Origin of the sequence: Pseudoalteromonas sp. NCIMB 1079 (genome assembly GCF_040567695.1) — a bacterium.
Taxonomy (GTDB): Bacteria; Pseudomonadota; Gammaproteobacteria; order Enterobacterales; family Alteromonadaceae; genus Pseudoalteromonas; species Pseudoalteromonas distincta.
The window spans coordinates 1,325,897-1,344,731 of sequence record NZ_JBEWZA010000001.1; the positions used below are offsets into that span (position 1 = coordinate 1,325,897).

The window sequence follows — 18,835 nt, forward strand, 5'->3', positions numbered from 1 at the left end:
TTGTTTTTATTTGTTTTTAATTTTAATTTTATCTTAGATTAATTAACATATTTACAATTTGTACTCTTTTGTTACTCTCTGTATGCATTTTGTCTAAAGTGCTAAAATAATTATAAACTTTACAGGGATAAGAATATGAAAAATATATTCAAAAAAAATCTTACAGCAATAGCGGTTCTTGCTTCTCTCGGAGTTACTCTCCCAGCAGCTGCATCTGATGTTGTAGGGTCTATTAATAATATTTCTACTACTGCAGGGTATACAGTAAAAGTCAAAAACCCAGCAACAGGGTTAGAAAGAACACTAAGTATTTCTGATGATGGATCTTTTCGTTTTGCATCTTTACCTTCTGGTAGTTATCAAATACAAATTATAAAAAATGGTGCTGTTGTTGCAGAAGATAACGTTCGAGTTTCGTTAGGAGCAAATGCAAGAGCCAGTTTTGATTTAGCTCAAGTTAGTGACTCTGGGCCTGAAGTAATCCAAGTATTAGGTGCTCGTATATCTTCAATTGATTTAACTACAGCTGATTCGGGGTTAGTAATTACTGATGCTGAAATAGACCGTATGCCTATAAACAGAGACCTTACATCTGTTGCGCTATTAGCGCCAGGAGCGGTTAAAGGTGATAGTGCATTTGGAAACACCGCTTCTTTTGGTGGTTCATCGGTTGCTGAAAATGCATGTTATATAAACGGGTTAGAAGTTACTAATACTCGCCAAGGTCTTGGTTGTGGTGAAGTACCTTTCGAATTTTACGACCAATTTCAAGTTAAAACAGGCGGTTATTCCGCGAAGTTTGGTCGTGCAACCGGTGGTACTATTAATACAACTACTAAAAGTGGTACAAATGAGTGGGAATTTGCGGCAGTCGTACAATTTCAACCTGACTCTTTACAAGAAGAGGGCAGCATCTCTCGTGGTAATAATGGCGCTGGCCAAATTTTCAGAGATGAAAGCCTGGATTCAGATAGCAAAACTGATGTAACGTTTTCTGCTGGTGGTCCACTAATCGAAGATACACTGTTTTTCTACGGCTTGATAAACCCAAGGGATACAGAATCTACATATACTTGGGGTGGAGATGAGTTCTCGCCAAATGATCAATACCGCAACGAATCAGCTTCTGGTGGTGATAATTTATTCTGGGGTGGTAAGCTTGATTGGGATATTAATGAAAACCACAGATTAAGCTACTTTGCGTACTCTAACCGTCGTGATATTGAGCGCTCTGTTTATGAATATGATAATGGGACAGTTGGAGATCGTATTGATGGCGCTCTTCTCAAGCGTGGTGGTGAAGCGCAAAGTTTAAGCTACACAGGTGTGTTAACTGAAAACTTAGTAGTGACGGCAATGGCTGGTAATATTAAGACAGAGTATGAAACACAATCTGAGAACTTAGTTTGTCCTTCAATTACAGATTCACGCGGCACAGCTAACCCTATTACAGGTTGTGGCGCAGGTGGTAGTTTTGGTGCTAATAATGATGAAAACACACAATACCGCTTAGATGTCGAGTATGTCTGGAATGATCATGAAATAACATTTGGTATTGATTACCAAGAACGTGAGTCGGTGCGTATCGATCGCCCAATTGGAGGCCATAGCTATGATTATAAAACACTTGCTGCAAACGGAACTTTTCAAGCAGATAATGGAGCTTTAACGAATAATACAGGTAATGTTTTACAATACGTTGAAGATCGTGTTTTCGATGGAGGTGGTAGCTTTGAGTCAGAATTAACCGCTTACTACATTGAAGATCAATGGCAAGTAACAGAGGATTTCTCAGTAAAAGTTGGCTTACGTATTGATGAATTTGATAGCTGGGGTACGACCGGTAAGCTCCTAACTAGTTTTGAAACAGATATTGCTCCTAGATTGGGTTTTACATGGGATCCAACAGGTACTGGCGATACTAAAATTTATGGTACATATGGACGCTATTACTTACCAGTTGCTAATAATACTATTTTTAGAGCTGCATCTGGTGTGAGTGATATAACGACAGCTTATACTTACTCTGGTGTTGATGGCCAAACTGGTGCTCCTACAGGTTTATCGCCACTTGCAGATACATTAGGCTCTGGTGGCCTTGCTAATTCTCAGCAAGTGAGTGGTGTACCAATTATTCCTGAAAAAGATATCTTTCAAGCGCAAGAGGCAGACCCATTCTCTAAAGACGAATATATCATAGGCTTTCAACAGGCACTTAATGATGAATATACTGTTGGTGTAAAAGGTGTATACCGTGAGGTAGCTACAGCGCTTGATGATTACTGTGGTCGTTATGCATATCCATTTTGTGTAATGATTAATCCAGGTTCTTCAGCAAGTTGGTATAAAGACGGTGTGTATTGGAATGGTACAAGTAATGATCCTACAACAGAAATAAACGATGGCATCCCAGATGCAAATTCATTAACTACTTACTCAGCAGAGACAATCGGTTTACCGAAAGCTAATAATGAATATACAGCGGTTGAATTTAGCCTTGATTACAAGGCCGATACAATTCGTTACCAGTTCGGCTATACGTGGGCAAGGAGTGTAGGTAACTTTGAAGGTGCGGTTAAATCAGATATTGGTCAAGCTGATGCCGGTATTACACAAGATTTTGACTTCCCTGCAGTTATGGATGGCTCACAAGGTTATCAACCTAATGATAGACGCCATACATTTAAGTTCTTTGGTAGCTGGGAGCCTATGGAAGATCTTACAGTTGGTTGGAACGCAACTTTGCAAAGCGGTCGTCCAAAAAGCTTATTTGGTCAAGGTTACCCATCTACAGATCCAAATCTAAATGGTGGCTGGGGTGATAAATTCTACATTTACACTAACGATTGCCCTGACACTAGTGGCAATGGCGAGTGTGAGCAAGATGAAAAAATCTATGAAAAACACGATCGTGGTACAAATGGTCGTACACCTTGGGTATTTAATTTAGATTTATCTGCTGCGTATGACTTTACGGTATCAGATATTGACATGCGTGCATCGGTAAATATTTTCAATATATTGAATACGCAATCTGAGTACTCAATGAATGAGCACTATGAGCAAAGTGAGGGTGTTGTTAATGCATATCATGATGCTGCTTATTCTTGGCAGACTCCTAGGTATGTACGCTTAGGTTTTGAAGCTCGCTTCTAATAAGTCTAATTATCTTTACTAAAAACCCTTCTGATTAGGAGGGTTTTTTTATTTGAATTTATTTATTAACTCTTAAGACGCGGATTCAAACCTGAAGTGCATAACGTTTAGGCGGCTTTAGCCGCCAAGTGATCCTGCATCAATTTTGCAGGCGTTTCAAATCCAAGTGTCTTCCTCGGACGATTATTAAGTTGCTCAAGTACTGGTATAACTTGCGCTGGTGTTACCGCCTTAAAATCTGTGCTCTTCGGCCAATACTGACGTAGTAATCCATTCGTGTTTTCATTCAATCCGCGCTCCCATGAGTGATAAGGGTGAGCAAAATAAACAGGAACACTTAAAGCCTCTGTGATTTGCTCGTGATAAGCGAACTCTTTTCCATTGTTAGCCGTGATGGTATGAAGCGCTGACCTATATGGCCTTAATAGTTCTATCGTCGCCGCAGTGACGGCTTGTGCTGTTTTTCCTGCCACCTGAGTTGATACAGTGAATTGGGTAACCCGCTCTACAATGGTAACAAGGGCGCCTCGATGACCTTTGCCTATGACGGTATCTATTTCCCAATCTCCGATACGGCCTTTCTCATCAACTATTTGTGGGCGCTCTTCAATGCTAACGCGATTTTTTATTTGCCCTCGGTTTGTTTTACCATGACTGCGCTTGTGATATTTCTTACCGTGTCGGCGCAGATGTAGGTATAAATCACCACCTGCTTTTTTATCTTCCCAGATATACAGATAAATGCATTCATGGCTGACAGACTGTTCACTTTCTTTGCGTAACCATCCCGTTATTTGTTCAGGACTCCACTTCTCATTAAGCTTCTGGGTAATTAAAGCTATCATTTCAGGTGTCATCTTAAGCGGTTTTCTTGCACTTCTTCGGCGAAACAAAGCCCGCTCATGAGCTTGTTTGTGTCTGTAACCTCGCTTACCTGTATTTCTAGAAAGCTCTCTTGAAATCGTAGATTGCGATAAATTAGTTAGCTCAGCAATACTTTGTTGCGTAAAACCGCTTTTCTTTAGAACGGCGATCTGGCATCTTTGCGCATAGGTCAGTTGTTTGTAATGTCTCATTGTAAAATCTCTTGCCGGAGAAAAAGTAGTTAGCTTATGAGCAACTGACCACTTAATCTAGCCAAAACAAGTTATGCACTTACAATTTGAATCTAGGAGATTTAAAAAACTGCATCGATTTAGTTAAATCATCGGATAAGCGACTTAACTGCTGTGCATCTTATAGCGTTGATTGAGCCGATGTTAGCGTTTGATCTGCTAAATTACTCACTTCTTGCGAATCATTTAATGCTTGTGTTGTTGCATTTGATTGCTGTTTAACACGCTCTGCAATTACTTCTCCTTGATGTTTAATATCGCCCATACTTTGCTCTGCACTTTGCAATACTTCATTGGTTTGATTGGCTGCTTTTACTGATTGCTCCATTTTTTCAACACTTGAGCGCATTTTTTGCTGGGTGTCGTCAGATGCTTGTTGTAAAGAGCTAATAATTTGATGTATTTCTTGGGTTTGTGTTTGTGTACGCTGAGCAAATGTTCTTACCTCATCAGCTACAACGGCAAATCCACGACCATGCTCGCCAGCTCGCGCGGCTTCAATAGCGGCATTAAGTGCAAGCAAGTTTGTTTGATCGGCTATTTCACTGATCCCTTTACTTACTTTGCTAATTTCTGGCTATCTTGTGCTAGCTTATCGAGCGCTTGTTGGCTCTCTGCAAATTCAATTTGGAGGTCTTGCATATATTTAGCAAGCTCCAGTGTATTGTCTGAACCTTGTTTCACATGAGCTGCAGCATTTTGTGCGGTAAGCGTAGCTTGATGCGCTGACTCTTCAACTGCAAGTGCGTTTTGAGCCATATCGCTTAGTGCATTATAAATGGCATTGACTCGAATTTGCTGTTTTGAAACATCATTGCTTGTTTCGCTACTCGCATGTGATAGCGATTTAGTTGCATCGCATAGCTCTTCTGTACTTGTTTTAACATCAAATAATAAATGTGAAAATGCATTAAGTAATGCATTGTAGCGCGATGCAATAATTCCCATTTCATCATTAGTGCTCGAATCGATAGTGGCATTTAAGTCGCCATTCGCGGCTCTATTCGCGGCATCAGCAAAGCGATTAATGGTATCAACAACTGCAAAATAAAAACCAATCATCAAATAAAATGCAAATAGCAAACTGATCAATGAAGCAGCTAAAACAAGATTTCGTGTCCACTGTTGAGTTTGCAGTTTTGCCTCTATAAGGCTCTCATGTGTTGGAATGCTCTTACTAACAAGTTGATTAATACTACTGTGAACGTTGTTTGTTAGCTTAGTGAACTCTGCTTGAGTTAATAGAATATCGTCTGGTTCAAGTAGTTTTTCATCTATCGCTTTTTTAAATGCTCCCACAGCACTGTGTAAATTAGTTAAAGGAGGCATGAGCGCTTTGTTTACTGCTTTATCTGCATTGGTGGCTACGTTGAGTATTTTATCGAGTTGTTTTTCGTATAAAGGAAGTGACTTACTAAAATTTGAAAGTGCTATAAACGTATCAGGCGTAAAACGGTTACTAGCTAAAACAGTATTAGCGCTTTGCGCTGTTGAGTTTATTTGCATTATAAGTGCAGGAATTGGCGTGACTAAAGAGCGGTTTACATAAGCGCTTGCTAATTGACTGTCTAAGGCTAGATTTGATTGAATAGAAACAAGTTCAAGTACTTCATTTGCTTGTGTGTCTTTTATATCAAAGCCGAGTGAGCGAGCTATTTTTATATTTTGATTCGTATCTCCCTGCATTTGATTTGAAAGTATAGATCGGTAGCCTTTTAAGCCTTGCTGCTGCATTTTTGAAACAGTAATACTTTCACTTAATAACGAGAATAAAAAAGACAAACTAAGTGCTAGAGGAACGAGTAAAATTCCAAACATTAAGCTGATTTTAGTTTTGTATTTTAAGTTTGCCATTAGCTGGATAGCGGGAAAAGAAAATTGGCGTAATCCTGACATAAGGCTCTCTTGTATTTTTTGTAATAGAGTAAAGGTGAATAGACCTTGTTATGCTTAATTATCATTCATTTATAGACATACAAATAAAAAAAGCCCTTTCGGGCTTTTTTCAATCTTTAGTCTTAATTACATACTTAAAAACAAGTGGTTACAAATGTATAAATAGTAATTTTTAGCTTAAAGTTTAGCAAACGAGCGTTCCGCTGCCGCTATTGTGTTTTTTACTTCTTGCTCAGTATGCGCAGCACATACAAAACCAGCCTCAAATGCTGATGGGGCAAGGTAAACGCCTTCTTCAAGCATAAGGTGGAAAAAACGTTTGAAGCGCTCTAGGTCACACTCAGTTGCTTGCTTGTAGGTTGTTACTTTTTCAGCATCAGTAAAAAAGAATCCATACATGCCGCCCGCATAGTTAGTTGTTAGCGCAACACCGGCTTTTTTAGCACCAGCTTCAAAGCCTTCACAAATTGCTTTTGAAATAGCTTCTAACTTATCGTGAAGGCCAGGCTCACTTAATAGCTCAAGTGATTTTAAACCTGCAGCCATTGCAATAGGGTTACCAGAAAGAGTACCTGCTTGGTAAACTGGTCCTACAGGCGCAATGTAATCCATTATTTCAGTTTTACCACCAAACGCGCCAACTGGCATGCCGCCGCCGATTACTTTACCTAAACACGTAAGATCTGGTTTAATGTTGTAATAAGCTTGTGCACCGCCAAGTGCAACACGAAAGCCTGTCATTACTTCATCAAAAATAAGTACTGATTTATATTCGTCACACACATCACGCAAACCTTCTAAAAAGCCAGGCACTGGTGGAATACAGTTCATGTTACCGGCTACTGGCTCTACAATAATACAGGCAATTTCGTCTGCGTATTTTGCAAAAATAGCTTTTACTTCATCTAGGTTATTAAACGAAACTGTAAGTGTATGCTTAGCAAAGTCTTCAGGAATACCTGGAGAATTAGGCACACCCATTGTTAGCGCACCAGAGCCTGCCTTAACTAATAACGAGTCAGCGTGACCGTGGTAACAACCTTCAAATTTTAATATTTTATCGCGACCGGTAAAGCCACGTGCTAAACGAATTGCACTCATTGTTGCTTCAGTGCCTGAGCTAACCATGCGTACTTTTTCGATTGATGGAACTAGCTCTTTTACTTTTTCAGCCATTAATATTTCGGCTTCAGTTGGTGCGCCATAGCTAAGGCCATTTTCTACAGCTTCGTGTACAGCTTGTTTAATTGCAGGGTGATTATGGCCCATGATCATAGGCCCCCAAGAGCCAACATAATCAATGTAACGATTACCGTCGGCATCAAATGTAAACGCGCCTTCTGCTTTTGTAATGAATAGTGGCGTACCGCCTACACCATTAAAAGCACGAACTGGTGAGTTTACGCCACCAGGAATAGAAGCTTGGGCGCGTTCAAATAAGTCTTGGCTAATTGTCATGAAAAATCCTATAAATTGTCACTTAAAAGGGGGTTAGCTGTCGCGTTTGCGGCTAAACCAAGGTACGTCTACTTCATACTTATCGACTTTGTTTTCTACGCCGAGTGTTAAAGCAAACAGTGCCATACGAATTAATACGCCGTTTTGTACCTGGCGAAATATTGCTAAATTGTCGTTACTGTTTAAGTCGTTATCAAGCTCGTTGGCTTCTAAGCGACTGTCACGTGGAAGAGGATGCATTAATACAGAGTTAGGCTTACAGTGAGCGCTGTAAATAGATTGGCTAATCCTAAAGCCGCCACGGTATTTATTTGCTTCTTCTTGCGATGGAAAACGCTCTTCTTGAATACGTGTTTGGTAAACAATATCGGCTGCTAAATTGCCTTCCATCTTATTTACTAGCTCAATTTTATGGCCAGCATTTTCTACTGCATCTAAAATGCTTGTTGGCATTTGTAAGCCATCAGGCGCGACCATCGAAAACTTTACGTTTTTATAATGGCACAATAGTTTAGATAAAGAATGCACTGTGCGGCCATACTTTAAATCGCCCACAAGCGCTATATGCATACCATCAATATTTTGACCAAAACGATGTAATTCGCGCTCAATGGTTAATAAGTCAAGCAATGCTTGAGTAGGGTGCTCATTTGGGCCGTCGCCGCCATTAATAACCGGCACAGTACAGCCATCAGCAAATTCACTTACTGAGCCTGCATCAGGATGGCGCATAGCAACAGCGTCAGCATAAGCTGAAATAACGCGGGCGGTATCGTAAAGAGACTCACCCTTAGCAAGGGCTGAACTTTGCATACCTGTAGTTTCACGTACGCCACCGCCAAGTAAATTAAAGGCGGTGCCAAAGCTAACTCGTGTACGAGTGCTTGGTTCAAAAAACAAATTAGCTAAAATAGCGCCTTCTAGCACCGTAGTTTGCTTTTGCTTTTTAGCATAAGGCTCCATTTTTTTTGCTACTGCAAAAATACGTTCAATGCAGTCTCTGTCTAGCTGATTTACAGACAGTATATGCTCACCTTGGAAACTTAACATGGGGTTATTCCTAATCAATCAAATGGGCGCGATAATCCATAAATGGAGCACGCAATCGCGCGTGTTAAAGCAAGTATTGTAAATTGCAGCGAAGTTTAACATGCGCCGCAAAGCTTGTACCAACCGGCATAGATATTTGAGCAATTTAGCGCATTAAATTTCACTATAACGTTGTTAAAAATTTTTAACCTAGAACAACTAGATAAAAAATTTTGCCAAGCTCTAGCGTAATTTTCTAAACGTTAAATAGACCCCATATAAGCCGATTGGTATTATAAATTAGGTTTTATTACCGCAAGCGCCACTATGATGAGCAACGCAATAACTGGGAGCTCGTTAAAAATACGGTAAAAGCGATCTGTCTTAGTGTTGCGGTCATGTTTAAAGTCATTTAATAACTTAAAACAGTAGCCGTGGTATATATATAATATGATCACCAGCACTAGTTTATAGTGTAACCACATACTGTATCTAAACCAATCACGACCATATTCAACAATGGTCAATACACCAAATACAGCGGTTAATACAGCAAATGGGGTAACGAAATAAAGTAGTCTGCGCTCCATAACTTTTAACATAGAGTTGCATGATCTTTCCTCGCTCATAGCGTGATATACAAATAATCGAGGCAAGTAAAAAATACCGGCAAACCACGCAATCATAAAAAATATGTGGAGTGTTTTATAAATCAATAATGCGCTCATAATAGTCCTTATTGTTTAAAGTAAGCTGTTACGAATGGTTAAAATATGATGAATTTGATCCCAGCGTAATAGCCCCATAATTTGTTGATTATCTAAAAGGTTATAAACGTAAAGCGCGCCACTTCTTTTATCTTTTAGGATATCGAAAGCATCGGCTAGGGTGGCCTGACTACTGATGCCCTGCAAACTAATATAATTTATATTTATTGTTTCATTAGACATTAGCGTTAAATCGTATTCAGCGAGACGATAGCCATTTTCTTCGTCAAAAACAATTAACGGAGTTTGGCTATCCATGGCATCTAATGTGCTTTTTATTTGCACTTTGTCGTCAGAATAAAGCAATTTAAAGTCTTCATCCATATCATCCATTATCCCCACTTTTTGTAATGCTTCGGTAGCGGGAGATACATGGTACGGTAACCCCTGAAAATCTAATTGCTGCAAAAATATGGAGCGATTTCCAAAAAACTGTAATGCTGTTACATAGGCCGTGGTGATCACAAGCATAGCTGGAACAATTATTTCAGGTGACGATGTAAGCTCCATGACCGTTGTTAAAGCAGCTAGTGGCGCATGCAACGTGGCGGCCATTAATCCGGCCATACCTAACACGCCATAAGTACCCGCTATATCAGTGCCAGGACTAATAAACTGAGCAAAAAAAGCCATTAGAGTGCCAATTAATACGCCAAGCCCAATTACCGGACCAATTAAACCACCTGGTATACCCAAACCGATAGCAAACAATGTAGCAAGTAGTTTAGCGATTAAAATAGTTGTGAGTAGCTTCACGTCATCAGGAGATTCAACCGCGATAGTTATTGCGCTCATACCAGAGCCCATAGCATGAGGCACTGCGTAAGCTATTAAGCTGGCAATGCATCCTGCAATTAATAAACGAGGGAACATACTTAAAGGTTTAAATGTTTTAATAATTAGCATTAAGTTTTGATTAAAGCTAAATGCAATAGCACCCAGCGCCATACCGCATAATATTAAATAAGGGTAATGCCAACCACTCAATGGCGCTATGGTAATGAGTGCAAGCTCTGAACCTTCACCAAAAACAAACTGTGTTGCCAGTGCGCCAGTAACAGCGGCAAGCATGATAGGTACAAATATATGTACTTTATATTCACGAAGTACCACTTCCATTACAAAAATAACGGCTGCAAGTGGAGTATTAAACGACGCGGCTATGCCTGCCGCTACTCCACAACCACTTAGAGTACGCATGGCATTATGCGGTAAATGTAGCTTATCTGCCAAAATACTCGCCCCCGTTGCGCCCATATGCACGGAAGGCCCTTCTCGGCCAACTGAAAAACCGCTAATGAGAGCAAGTGCGCCACCAACAAATTGATTAACCGTATTGTATAAAGGCATTTGCCCGTAGTGACGTTTAATTCTGTGTATAACGAAGGGGATACCCAAGCGGTAATGTTTAAACCCAGTAAAGGCAGCAAACGTGGCTATTAGTAATGCAGCAACTAAAGGCATTAGTACACGTTCAAGTGTTGGTAGGGTAGTAAAGTCGTCAGGTGTTTCTAAAAATAAGCTTTGGAAAAACAGAATGGTTAAGCGAAATAAAATAATAAAAAATGCAGCAATTAATCCGGCAACTACGCCTAATAAGCATAATTGTACAGATGTTTTAGGTTTTGCCAGCCGACGCCTGAGTTGCTCAAGCCACATGCATAATTCCTCGCTGTATTTTTCAGCAGCATTTTAGCAAAAGAGTTTAGCTAAGTCCTTGTGATTTTGAAATTTTCGTAACTTATATTAACAATTTGCAGTGAAGATTAAGACCTATTGCCTATAACTAAAATATTTAATGAGTTTATAGCGTATAAAGGTCGCTTTTAGTTTGCTTAAGTATTATTTTAGCTAGTTAATGTTTGGCCACTTTTTTACTAATTTATAGGTATAACTTAGGGGAAAGAGTTGTTTTACTATACTTGATTAAAACACTCGGGTATTAGATAATCACGCCATTGCGATATTGAGGGTTTTAAAATGTCTGAAGAATTACCAATTAAGTTCAGCGATGCAGCTGCTGTTCGTGTTAAACAGTTAATCGACGAAGAAGAAAACCCAGACTTAAAACTGCGTGTTTATGTAACAGGCGGTGGTTGTTCTGGTTTTCAATATGGTTTTACTTTTGATGAAAAAGCGAATCCTGGCGATTTAGAAATTGTAAAAAATGGTGTAACACTCGTTATTGATCCAATGAGCATTCAATATTTGGTTGATGGTGAGGTTGATTACACTGAAGGATTAGAAGGCGCACGCTTTTTTGTATCTAATCCAAATGCAACAACAACCTGTGGTTGTGGTGCAAGCTTTAGCGTTTAACAGCCAAACGCTAAATAGAATAAAGCCGCTTTTGCGGCTTTTTTAATGCCTACAAATCAGTTGGTGCGTATTCGGTAATTTGCATTATCAATACAAAAAAGCCGAGCACAAAGGCTGAAAACGCTAAAATATACATAAAGCCTTTTTTACCTTGTTTAATTGGTACGCCGTTGTGGCGCAAAAAAAAGTACCAACCTAAACACAACACGATAGGTAATAAAAAAAGAAGTCTGAACATTACTTGGCCTTTTTAGTGCAAATTATTGCTTAATAATAAACGTGTAACATTAAAAAGGAACAAATATGTCATAAATATTTTTAAGCTATTTTTAGAGGGTAATATTATTTTTTTAATATTTTCTGATGACTTAGGGTAAGTATTCAGTTTTTATAAAGGTTTTTTCAGGTTGATTTTGTACCGAGTATGTAATTAATTATTTAACCAAAGTGTTAATAGTATATAATGTATCCAAGAATGAGACGGGCAAAATTTCATTCTCAATAAAAACAAATCTTTACCATATTATTAGCATAGTTTTTAGCTGTGTTGGTGGAGTGAGTAGCAACACATGCTTTATTAAGCAATAGCTTGCTATTGAAAGTATGACTGCTTACCTGCCTACGGCTATTGATGGAAACTACTGCTTTAATGGGGACGTCAAATCATCTAGTAGGAGATGTAAAATGATGGGCAAAACAGTTTCTTCTGAAGAAAATGCAAAGCTAACAAAGTGGCTTAAAACTAAGCGCCATGAAAAGGGTCATACAATGCGAAGCCTAGCACAAGTGCTTGGAACGCCTCATTCGTTTATCGGCAAGATTGAAAATCAAGAACGCCGTTTAGATGTAATTGAGTTTGTTCGCTATTGTACAGCTCTAGAAGTTGATCCACATGAAGCACTTGGCTTGCTAAAAGTAGATTAACTCAATAATTGCTTAGTACACTCTAAGGGGCACTTGATAGTGCTAAGCAATATGTTAATGCAGGGATGCATTAAATATTTTTGTGGTAATTCTTCTCAAGCTCATACAACTTATGCCTAATCAGATATAAAAATATCAACGAAGGTAAAACCATTAAGGCTGTTAAAATAAAGAACAGCGACCAATTCCCCATTAACCAATCATCAATTACTACACCACTGTAGCTTGAAAGCAATGTTCGTCCTAAATTCCCTAATGACGCCAGTAATGCATAGTGCGTTGCACTAAATGCTCTATCGCATAACATCGATATAAAGGCCACCATAGCGACCAACGACCACGCTTGCGTAAAGCCATCAATAACAATAGCAAAGGCATACAGCCTTAGGTCAGGGCCAACTAAAGCAATCCACGAGAAGGCTAAGTTTGAAGCAGCCATTGCAATACCACTTACAAATAAACCCTTAACAATGCCATATTTTTGATTAAATAAACTGCCAACAAAGGTAAATATGATTGTAAGTACCGCTGTACCTACCTTCGAAAATGTAGCTATATCGCTATTACTAAAACCAATTTCTTTATAAAACACAATCGACATGCGCCCTAAAAACGCTTCGCCTATTTTAAATAAGAAAATAAACGCAAGTAATGCTAGTGCTGTTTTAACGCCATTTTTAGTAAAAAAAGCTCTAAAGGGATCAATAACGGTTACCGCAAGCCACGCAACAGCTTTTGTTAAAGGAGTTTGTTTTGTAGAGGACAGTTTTTCAAGGTACACACGCTCAAGTTCAGCATGTACTGCTTCGCGGTTAGTTTCGGGCTCTTTTGCAAACAGTGCTCCACTCATTAACAGCAGCATTACGGCAGCTAAAAAGTAATAAATTTGTGGCCAGTCGAGCGAGGGGATATCGGCCATGTAAAATGGAATGGCGCCTAAAAGTGCATAACCTGTCCACCAACCCGAAGTTGCCATGGCGGCTGCAGCGGTTGCTTTGTGTGATTCGCTTTCGCTTAGGGTGTCTATTCTAAAGGCATCAATAGCAATGTCTTGAGTAGCCGAAGCAATGGCGATTAATAAACAAATCGCAGCAACAATTGCCAAATTAGCTTTTAAATCAAGCCCTGCTAATAGCAAGGTGCCAATAAAAATAAAACTTTGGCAAAATAGTATCCAACTGCGACGCTGGCCTAGCCATTTATATAAAATAGGAAGCTTTGTACGGTCAATGAGTGGCGACCACAAAAAGTTTATGCTGTAAGCGCCAAATACAATGCCAAATAGGCCAATCATACTGCGACTTAGCCCTTCATCTTTTAGCCAAGCAGACATAACAGAGCCAATTAAAACCCACGGAAAACCGCTACTCATACCAAATATGAAAATGTGGATTAAGCGTTTGTCTTTAAAGTAAGAAAAATATTCGCTAATAGAGAGAGATTTGCTCATAGGGCCTTCATTGGCTTTGATGCAGAGCAGCTAAGCTGCTCTTAAAAAATTATAGTGGGACTTGTTCAAGCACTTTAATATTTAAGATGACAACAGGTTTTTTAGGTACGAAATCGTAGCCAATTTTTTCATTAAAACCGGTTTCAACAGTCATAATTTTATCAAGCGTGTCGTAACCATCCATTACGCTACCAAATACTGCAAAGCCCCAATCTTTCCCTGGATTTAAGTGATCGTTATTATCCATATTAAAAAAGAATTGGCGAGTTCCTGAGTGCGGTTGTCTATCTTGATAGGCCATAGCGATGCTATACATATCGTTTTTTAAACCGTTACCGCTTTCATTAAAAATAGGGTCATTTTCATGTAGACCATCATAGTCTTTATCGTAACCGCCACCTTGAATAACAAAGTCGCGATCATTTTCTACATCGCGCTCAATACGGTGAAAAACGCTCCCTTGATAACTTTTGTCTGACACGTAAGTTAAAAAATTATTGACTGTGATGGGCGCTTTAGAACGATCTAGCTCAACCACGATGCTACCCATTGAGGTTACAATTTCTACGCGTGGAAAAATGTTGTCCTTTTGCACAAAGCGGCCTTCTTGGGCTGCTAAGCTACTTACACTAAAGAATAGGCCTAAGCAGATTAAAAAAAGTCGTTTCATAGTTAACCTTCTAAAAATTCTATTAATTCAGGGTCAGATACAATGCGGGTAATAACTTGCTCAGTCAACTTATTGAGCTGACCTTCTATTTTTGCTCGCTCATGACTAAATGGGCCTTCTAAATTAGCACTACCTCTATACACTTTACTAAAGTTACTTGAGGCGCGAATAACACGCACGCCAAGTTCTATGTGGGCTTCGCTGGTATGGCTCACTAGCTTTTCAGTTACAATAGCTTGCAATGCATGAATATCTACTTCAAAGCGAACCGTTGCTAAGTTAGAAATACTGGCTCCATTGCGGCTAAGGGCGCTGTCTAACACACTTTTAATAGAGCTGGTAATGCCTTGGCTTGCAAAGGTTTTAGTTTTGTCTGACTCAATAAGTTTAAGTGTTGATGTATCGCCACGTAAATCAATTACACTAGTACTTAAGCTACTATTTATAGTGCTAATTTGACCATTTTTATAAACAGGGTTAAGTATTACTTGGCTAGGCTGATTCGCGCAGCCACCAAGTATCAGTAATACACAACACCCAATTATAATGTTTGTTAATTTCATTTATAGCATTCCACTATTTTTTGTTGCACTTAAAACGACAAACTTTTTGTTTGAACCTAACAACTTACAGTTGCCGAACATACGGTTTAATTTATCATGATAATCTAAATGACGATTACCAATAATACGCAGCTCGCCGCCTTCTTTTAAAGTATCTTTTGCTTGTTTAAACATTTGCCAAGCAATATGGTCGGTAACGGCCTGAGCTTGGTGAAATGGAGGGTTACAAAGCACCATATCTACACTGTCTCTTTCAAAGCCTGTTAAACAGTCGTTTTCGATGAACTCGCAGTTATCAAACTTATCGCCTAGGTTAATTTCTACATTTAACCGAGCCGACTCTACTGCCATGTAAGACTCATCAACAAAAGTAACTGATGCATTAGGGCAACGAGCAAGCGTCATTAATCCAACAACTCCGTTACCACAGCCTAAATCAATAATGCTTTTAGCTTTTGGTGTTTCTGGTAAGTAGTTAAAAAAGAAGCGTGCACCAATATCTAACGAATCACGCGAAAACACATTTGCATGGCTTGTTATATTAAACTCAGTACCTTCAAGCTCCCACGTTACAGGGAAGTCTGCTGCTTTATATCCGCCTTTAGCTGTACTTAATATAAGACGGGATTTTTTAACTGCTAGGCTAGTTTTTGTTTCACCAATAAATTGCTCAAATGATTTTATTGTTGAGTTATGAATTTCTTTTGTTTTACCTGCGGCAATTACTGGCGTACTAGGTGCAAGGACTTCACTGAGCTCACTTAACTGAAACTGTAAAAACCCCACATTACGAGGGATTTTAATAAGTACTAAATCAACATCCTGTGGTAATGCAGACAAACTATCTAATTGTGTAAAATCTGCTGTAGGCAGTTTGTTTTCTTGTAAGTTATAAGCCGCAGCTTGGTGGCTAATATAAGAATCGTTAACTGAACAAACCGTTAACTTATTAAAATAACAAGCAAGTGCACCAAAGCTATCGTTTAAAATAAGCAATGAGCGACAATCAGGGTGATGTTCGTTAACATAATTGATAAGGTACTCATCTGCCGAATCCCACGCTTGTAAGCTGCGGTTTTTTTGATCCAAAGGAAAGCGTTCAAGAGTAAAGGTTTTATCGCCTAGCTGGGCTTGCGTCGTCATAATGGTTCGTTGATCAGTAATCTAATGTAGGTAAATTCTAACATGCAACGGCAAAACGCCAACCCCCAACAGTTACCAAATGGCTTTTCTTATCAAAGTAGGGCACTTAGTGCACAAAAAAGCCTCGATCTATTTTATTATTTGCAAAAAAACCTACGTTGGCAGCAACCCGATGTAACTGTTTATGGTAAAACGGGGCCTATTCCACGGCTACAATGCTTCATGAGCGATTTAAATATTGAATACGGCTATTCAAGTAGTAAGCAAATAGTAGAGCCATGGGATGAATTGTTACTTAATATGAGAAGGCGTTTAGAGGCGCACTTAAATCAGCCTCTAAACTCATTACTCGTTAATTATTACCGAGATGGTAATGATACGATGGGCTGGCACAGTGATGATGAAATAGAGCTTGGTGATAAACCAACAATTGTGTGTGTCTCTCTAGGAGCTGATCGGGTTCTAAAGTTAAAGCACAAGGCGAGCAATAAAGTAACCGACTTGAAATTACAAAGTGGCAGCTGTTTAATAATGAGCGGACATAGCCAGCGAGATTATCAACATGCAATACCTAAGCAAACAACGCTTGCACATCCTCGAATAAGTTTAACTTACCGATTTATTAAGCACATTAAACAAAAGCAATTTAGTTAGCCAAGCGCTGCGTTAAATTGTTATAGTAAGTGTATAAATTAGCTAATTAAAACGGTCTTTTATGTCAATGCAGCAACAGATCCAAGAAAAAATAAGCAACGCTATTGCGTGTAAACATTTAAACGTAATTAACGAAAGCCATATGCACAGTGCGGGCACTGAATCACACTTTAAAGTAATAGTGGTTAGCGAAGGTTTTACAGGTAAACGTTTATTGCAGCGCCATCGTGAAATTAATGAAATTCTAAAAGATGAATTAGCAAATCATATTCATGCACTCGCAATTCATACATATACACCCGATGAGTATACAGAGCAGGGCGGCGAGGCACCTGATTCACCTAATTGTATGGGCGGCTCTAAATTAGCTTAAATAATTAATAGCGATTTGATTGTTACACTTGTGGTTAACTGATCAGATCAGTGTTTTTAGTATTAGCCTTTAAACTAGCGCTAATTTTTATTGTAAAAGATATAGGATGATCAATGGTCATTAAGCCTAAAATTCGTGGATTTATCTGCACAAACGCACATCCAGCAGGTTGTGCAGAGCATGTTCAAGAACAAATTAACTATGTAAAACAACAAGGCGCATTAAAAAATGCACCAAAAAATGTATTAGTTATTGGCGCATCAACAGGCTACGGCTTGGCTTCGCGCATTACAGCTGCGTTTGGTGGTGGTGCTAAAACATTAGGTATTTTCTTTGAAAAAGAAGGTACAGAACGCAAAACAGGTTCTGCTGGTTGGTACAATACCGCTGCTTTTCAAGATGCAGCAGACGAAGCAGGCCTTTGGTCTAAAAATATTAATGGCGATGCCTTTTCTAACGAAATTAAACAAAAAGCAATCGACACTATTAAAGCAGATTTGGGCAAAGTAGATTGTATTATTTATAGCTTAGCGTCTCCTCGTCGTACAGACCCAAATACGGGCGAAGTTTACTCATCTACGCTTAAGCCAATTGGAAATGCCGTTACTACTAAAAACTTAAATACATCAAAGCGTGAAATTGATGAAATTACTGTTGAAGCTGCAAACCAAGACGATATCGACAACACCATTAAAGTAATGGGCGGTGAAGATTGGGAAATGTGGATTGACGCATTAAAAGAAGCGGATGTATTAGCCGATAACTTTAAAACGACTGCGTACACTTATATTGGTAAAGAGCTAACATGGCCAATATACGGACACGCTACTATTGGTAAGGCTAAAGAAGATCTAGACCGTGCAACCGCTGCTATTAAAGAATCAACAAAAGATTTAAATGGTGAGGCATATGTTTCATCACTTAATGCTGTGGTAACGCAAGCAAGTTCTGCTATTCCTATTATGCCGCTATATATCTCTGCTTTATTTAAAGTTATGAAAGCAGATGGCACATATGAAGGCACTATTGAGCAAATTCACGCTTTATTTAGTGAAAACTTGTATGGTGAATCACCTCGCTTTGACGACGGTGGACATTTATTCCAAAACTACAAAGAGCTAGAAGACGATGTACAAGCTCGCGTGCAAGCTGTTTGGGATAAAGTAGATACAAGCAGCATTGATGAGCTAACAGATTATGTTGGTTACCATAATGAGTTTTTACGCTTATTTGGTTTTGGTATAGATAGTGTTGACTACGATCAGGATGTAGATTCAGTTAAGCCAATTGCCAATATGATTGACTAACAGAACTTAGG

At 39.0% G+C, this 18,835-nt stretch carries 16 protein-coding genes and 1 pseudogene; 6 read left to right on the plus strand and 11 right to left on the minus strand.

Features of this window, described 5'->3' with window-relative positions; all coding sequences use genetic code 11:
- Positions 1-135 precede the first annotated feature (135 nt).
- Positions 136-3,156, plus strand: coding sequence for a TonB-dependent receptor (locus ABX891_RS06105; protein WP_309168459.1), 3,021 nt, complete (start codon positions 136-138; stop codon positions 3,154-3,156).
- A gap of 107 nt (positions 3,157-3,263) precedes the next feature.
- Here the strand turns inward: ABX891_RS06105 and ABX891_RS06110 are convergent, their stop codons facing one another.
- From ABX891_RS06110 to ABX891_RS06135, 6 genes and pseudogenes are all read right to left on the minus strand, one after another.
- Positions 3,264-4,232 carry an IS30 family transposase gene (locus tag ABX891_RS06110; protein ID WP_354629111.1) on the minus strand — a complete coding sequence of 323 codons (969 nt, stop codon included), beginning with the start codon at positions 4,230-4,232 and terminating at the stop codon, positions 3,264-3,266.
- 79 nt (positions 4,233-4,311) lie between these two features.
- Positions 4,312-6,167 (minus strand): annotated as a pseudogene (locus ABX891_RS06115) (methyl-accepting chemotaxis protein).
- 177 nt (positions 6,168-6,344) lie between these two features.
- Complete coding sequence (gene hemL / locus ABX891_RS06120) at positions 6,345-7,625, minus strand: glutamate-1-semialdehyde 2,1-aminomutase (RefSeq protein WP_024604975.1); 1,281 nt, start codon at positions 7,623-7,625, stop codon at positions 6,345-6,347.
- Positions 7,626-7,658: 33 nt separating this feature from the next.
- A complete protein-coding gene (locus tag ABX891_RS06125; RefSeq protein ID WP_002958914.1) occupies positions 7,659-8,675 on the minus strand; it encodes an aspartate carbamoyltransferase in 1,017 nt (338 codons plus the stop codon).
- Between the two features lie 272 nt (positions 8,676-8,947).
- Positions 8,948-9,382, minus strand: a complete 435-nt coding sequence (locus tag ABX891_RS06130; RefSeq protein WP_002958913.1) for a CopD family protein — start codon at positions 9,380-9,382, stop codon at positions 8,948-8,950.
- A 15-nt stretch (positions 9,383-9,397) separates the two neighbouring features.
- On the minus strand, positions 9,398-11,080 hold the full coding sequence (locus tag ABX891_RS06135) for a chloride channel protein (protein ID WP_002958912.1): 1,683 nt from the start codon (positions 11,078-11,080) through the stop codon (positions 9,398-9,400).
- Positions 11,081-11,401: 321 nt separating this feature from the next.
- On the opposite strand from ABX891_RS06135, the gene erpA reads away from it, so the two are divergent.
- A complete protein-coding gene (gene erpA, locus ABX891_RS06140; protein ID WP_002958911.1) occupies positions 11,402-11,740 on the plus strand; it encodes an iron-sulfur cluster insertion protein ErpA in 339 nt (112 codons plus the stop codon).
- Positions 11,741-11,789: 49 nt separating this feature from the next.
- Here erpA and ABX891_RS06145 read toward each other — a convergent pair whose 3' ends face one another.
- Positions 11,790-11,978, minus strand: coding sequence for a hypothetical protein (locus ABX891_RS06145; protein WP_024596569.1), 189 nt, complete (start codon positions 11,976-11,978; stop codon positions 11,790-11,792).
- Positions 11,979-12,424: 446 nt separating this feature from the next.
- Here ABX891_RS06145 and ABX891_RS06150 point away from each other — a divergent pair, with 446 nt between their 5' ends.
- Positions 12,425-12,664 carry a helix-turn-helix domain-containing protein gene (locus tag ABX891_RS06150; protein ID WP_354629112.1) on the plus strand — a complete coding sequence of 80 codons (240 nt, stop codon included), beginning with the start codon at positions 12,425-12,427 and terminating at the stop codon, positions 12,662-12,664.
- Between the two features lie 70 nt (positions 12,665-12,734).
- On the opposite strand, the gene ABX891_RS06155 is transcribed toward ABX891_RS06150, so the two are convergent.
- From ABX891_RS06155 to ABX891_RS06170, 4 genes are read right to left on the minus strand one after another with little or no spacing between them, the layout of a single operon-like run.
- Positions 12,735-14,114 carry an AmpG family muropeptide MFS transporter gene (locus tag ABX891_RS06155; RefSeq protein ID WP_182754189.1) on the minus strand — a complete coding sequence of 460 codons (1,380 nt, stop codon included), beginning with the start codon at positions 14,112-14,114 and terminating at the stop codon, positions 12,735-12,737.
- Between the two features lie 49 nt (positions 14,115-14,163).
- Positions 14,164-14,784, minus strand: a complete 621-nt coding sequence (locus ABX891_RS06160) for a peptidylprolyl isomerase (protein ID WP_002958906.1) — start codon at positions 14,782-14,784, stop codon at positions 14,164-14,166.
- Between the two features lie 2 nt (positions 14,785-14,786).
- On the minus strand, positions 14,787-15,347 hold the full coding sequence (locus ABX891_RS06165) for a YajG family lipoprotein (protein WP_309168462.1): 561 nt from the start codon (positions 15,345-15,347) through the stop codon (positions 14,787-14,789).
- A complete protein-coding gene (locus tag ABX891_RS06170) occupies positions 15,348-16,490 on the minus strand; it encodes a methyltransferase (RefSeq protein WP_354629113.1) in 1,143 nt (380 codons plus the stop codon).
- 42 nt (positions 16,491-16,532) lie between these two features.
- Here ABX891_RS06170 and ABX891_RS06175 point away from each other — a divergent pair, with 42 nt between their 5' ends.
- The 3 genes from ABX891_RS06175 to fabV all read left to right on the plus strand — a co-directional run bounded on the left by ABX891_RS06175 (position 16,533) and on the right by fabV (position 18,824).
- Positions 16,533-17,144 carry an alpha-ketoglutarate-dependent dioxygenase AlkB family protein gene (locus ABX891_RS06175; protein ID WP_354629114.1) on the plus strand — a complete coding sequence of 204 codons (612 nt, stop codon included), beginning with the start codon at positions 16,533-16,535 and terminating at the stop codon, positions 17,142-17,144.
- A 61-nt stretch (positions 17,145-17,205) separates the two neighbouring features.
- Positions 17,206-17,517, plus strand: a complete 312-nt coding sequence (locus ABX891_RS06180) for a BolA family protein (RefSeq protein ID WP_024596564.1) — start codon at positions 17,206-17,208, stop codon at positions 17,515-17,517.
- 113 nt (positions 17,518-17,630) lie between these two features.
- Positions 17,631-18,824: an enoyl-ACP reductase FabV gene (gene fabV / locus ABX891_RS06185; RefSeq protein ID WP_182735947.1), complete on the plus strand. Its 1,194-nt coding sequence runs from the start codon at positions 17,631-17,633 to the stop codon at positions 18,822-18,824.
- Positions 18,825-18,835 lie beyond the last annotated feature (11 nt).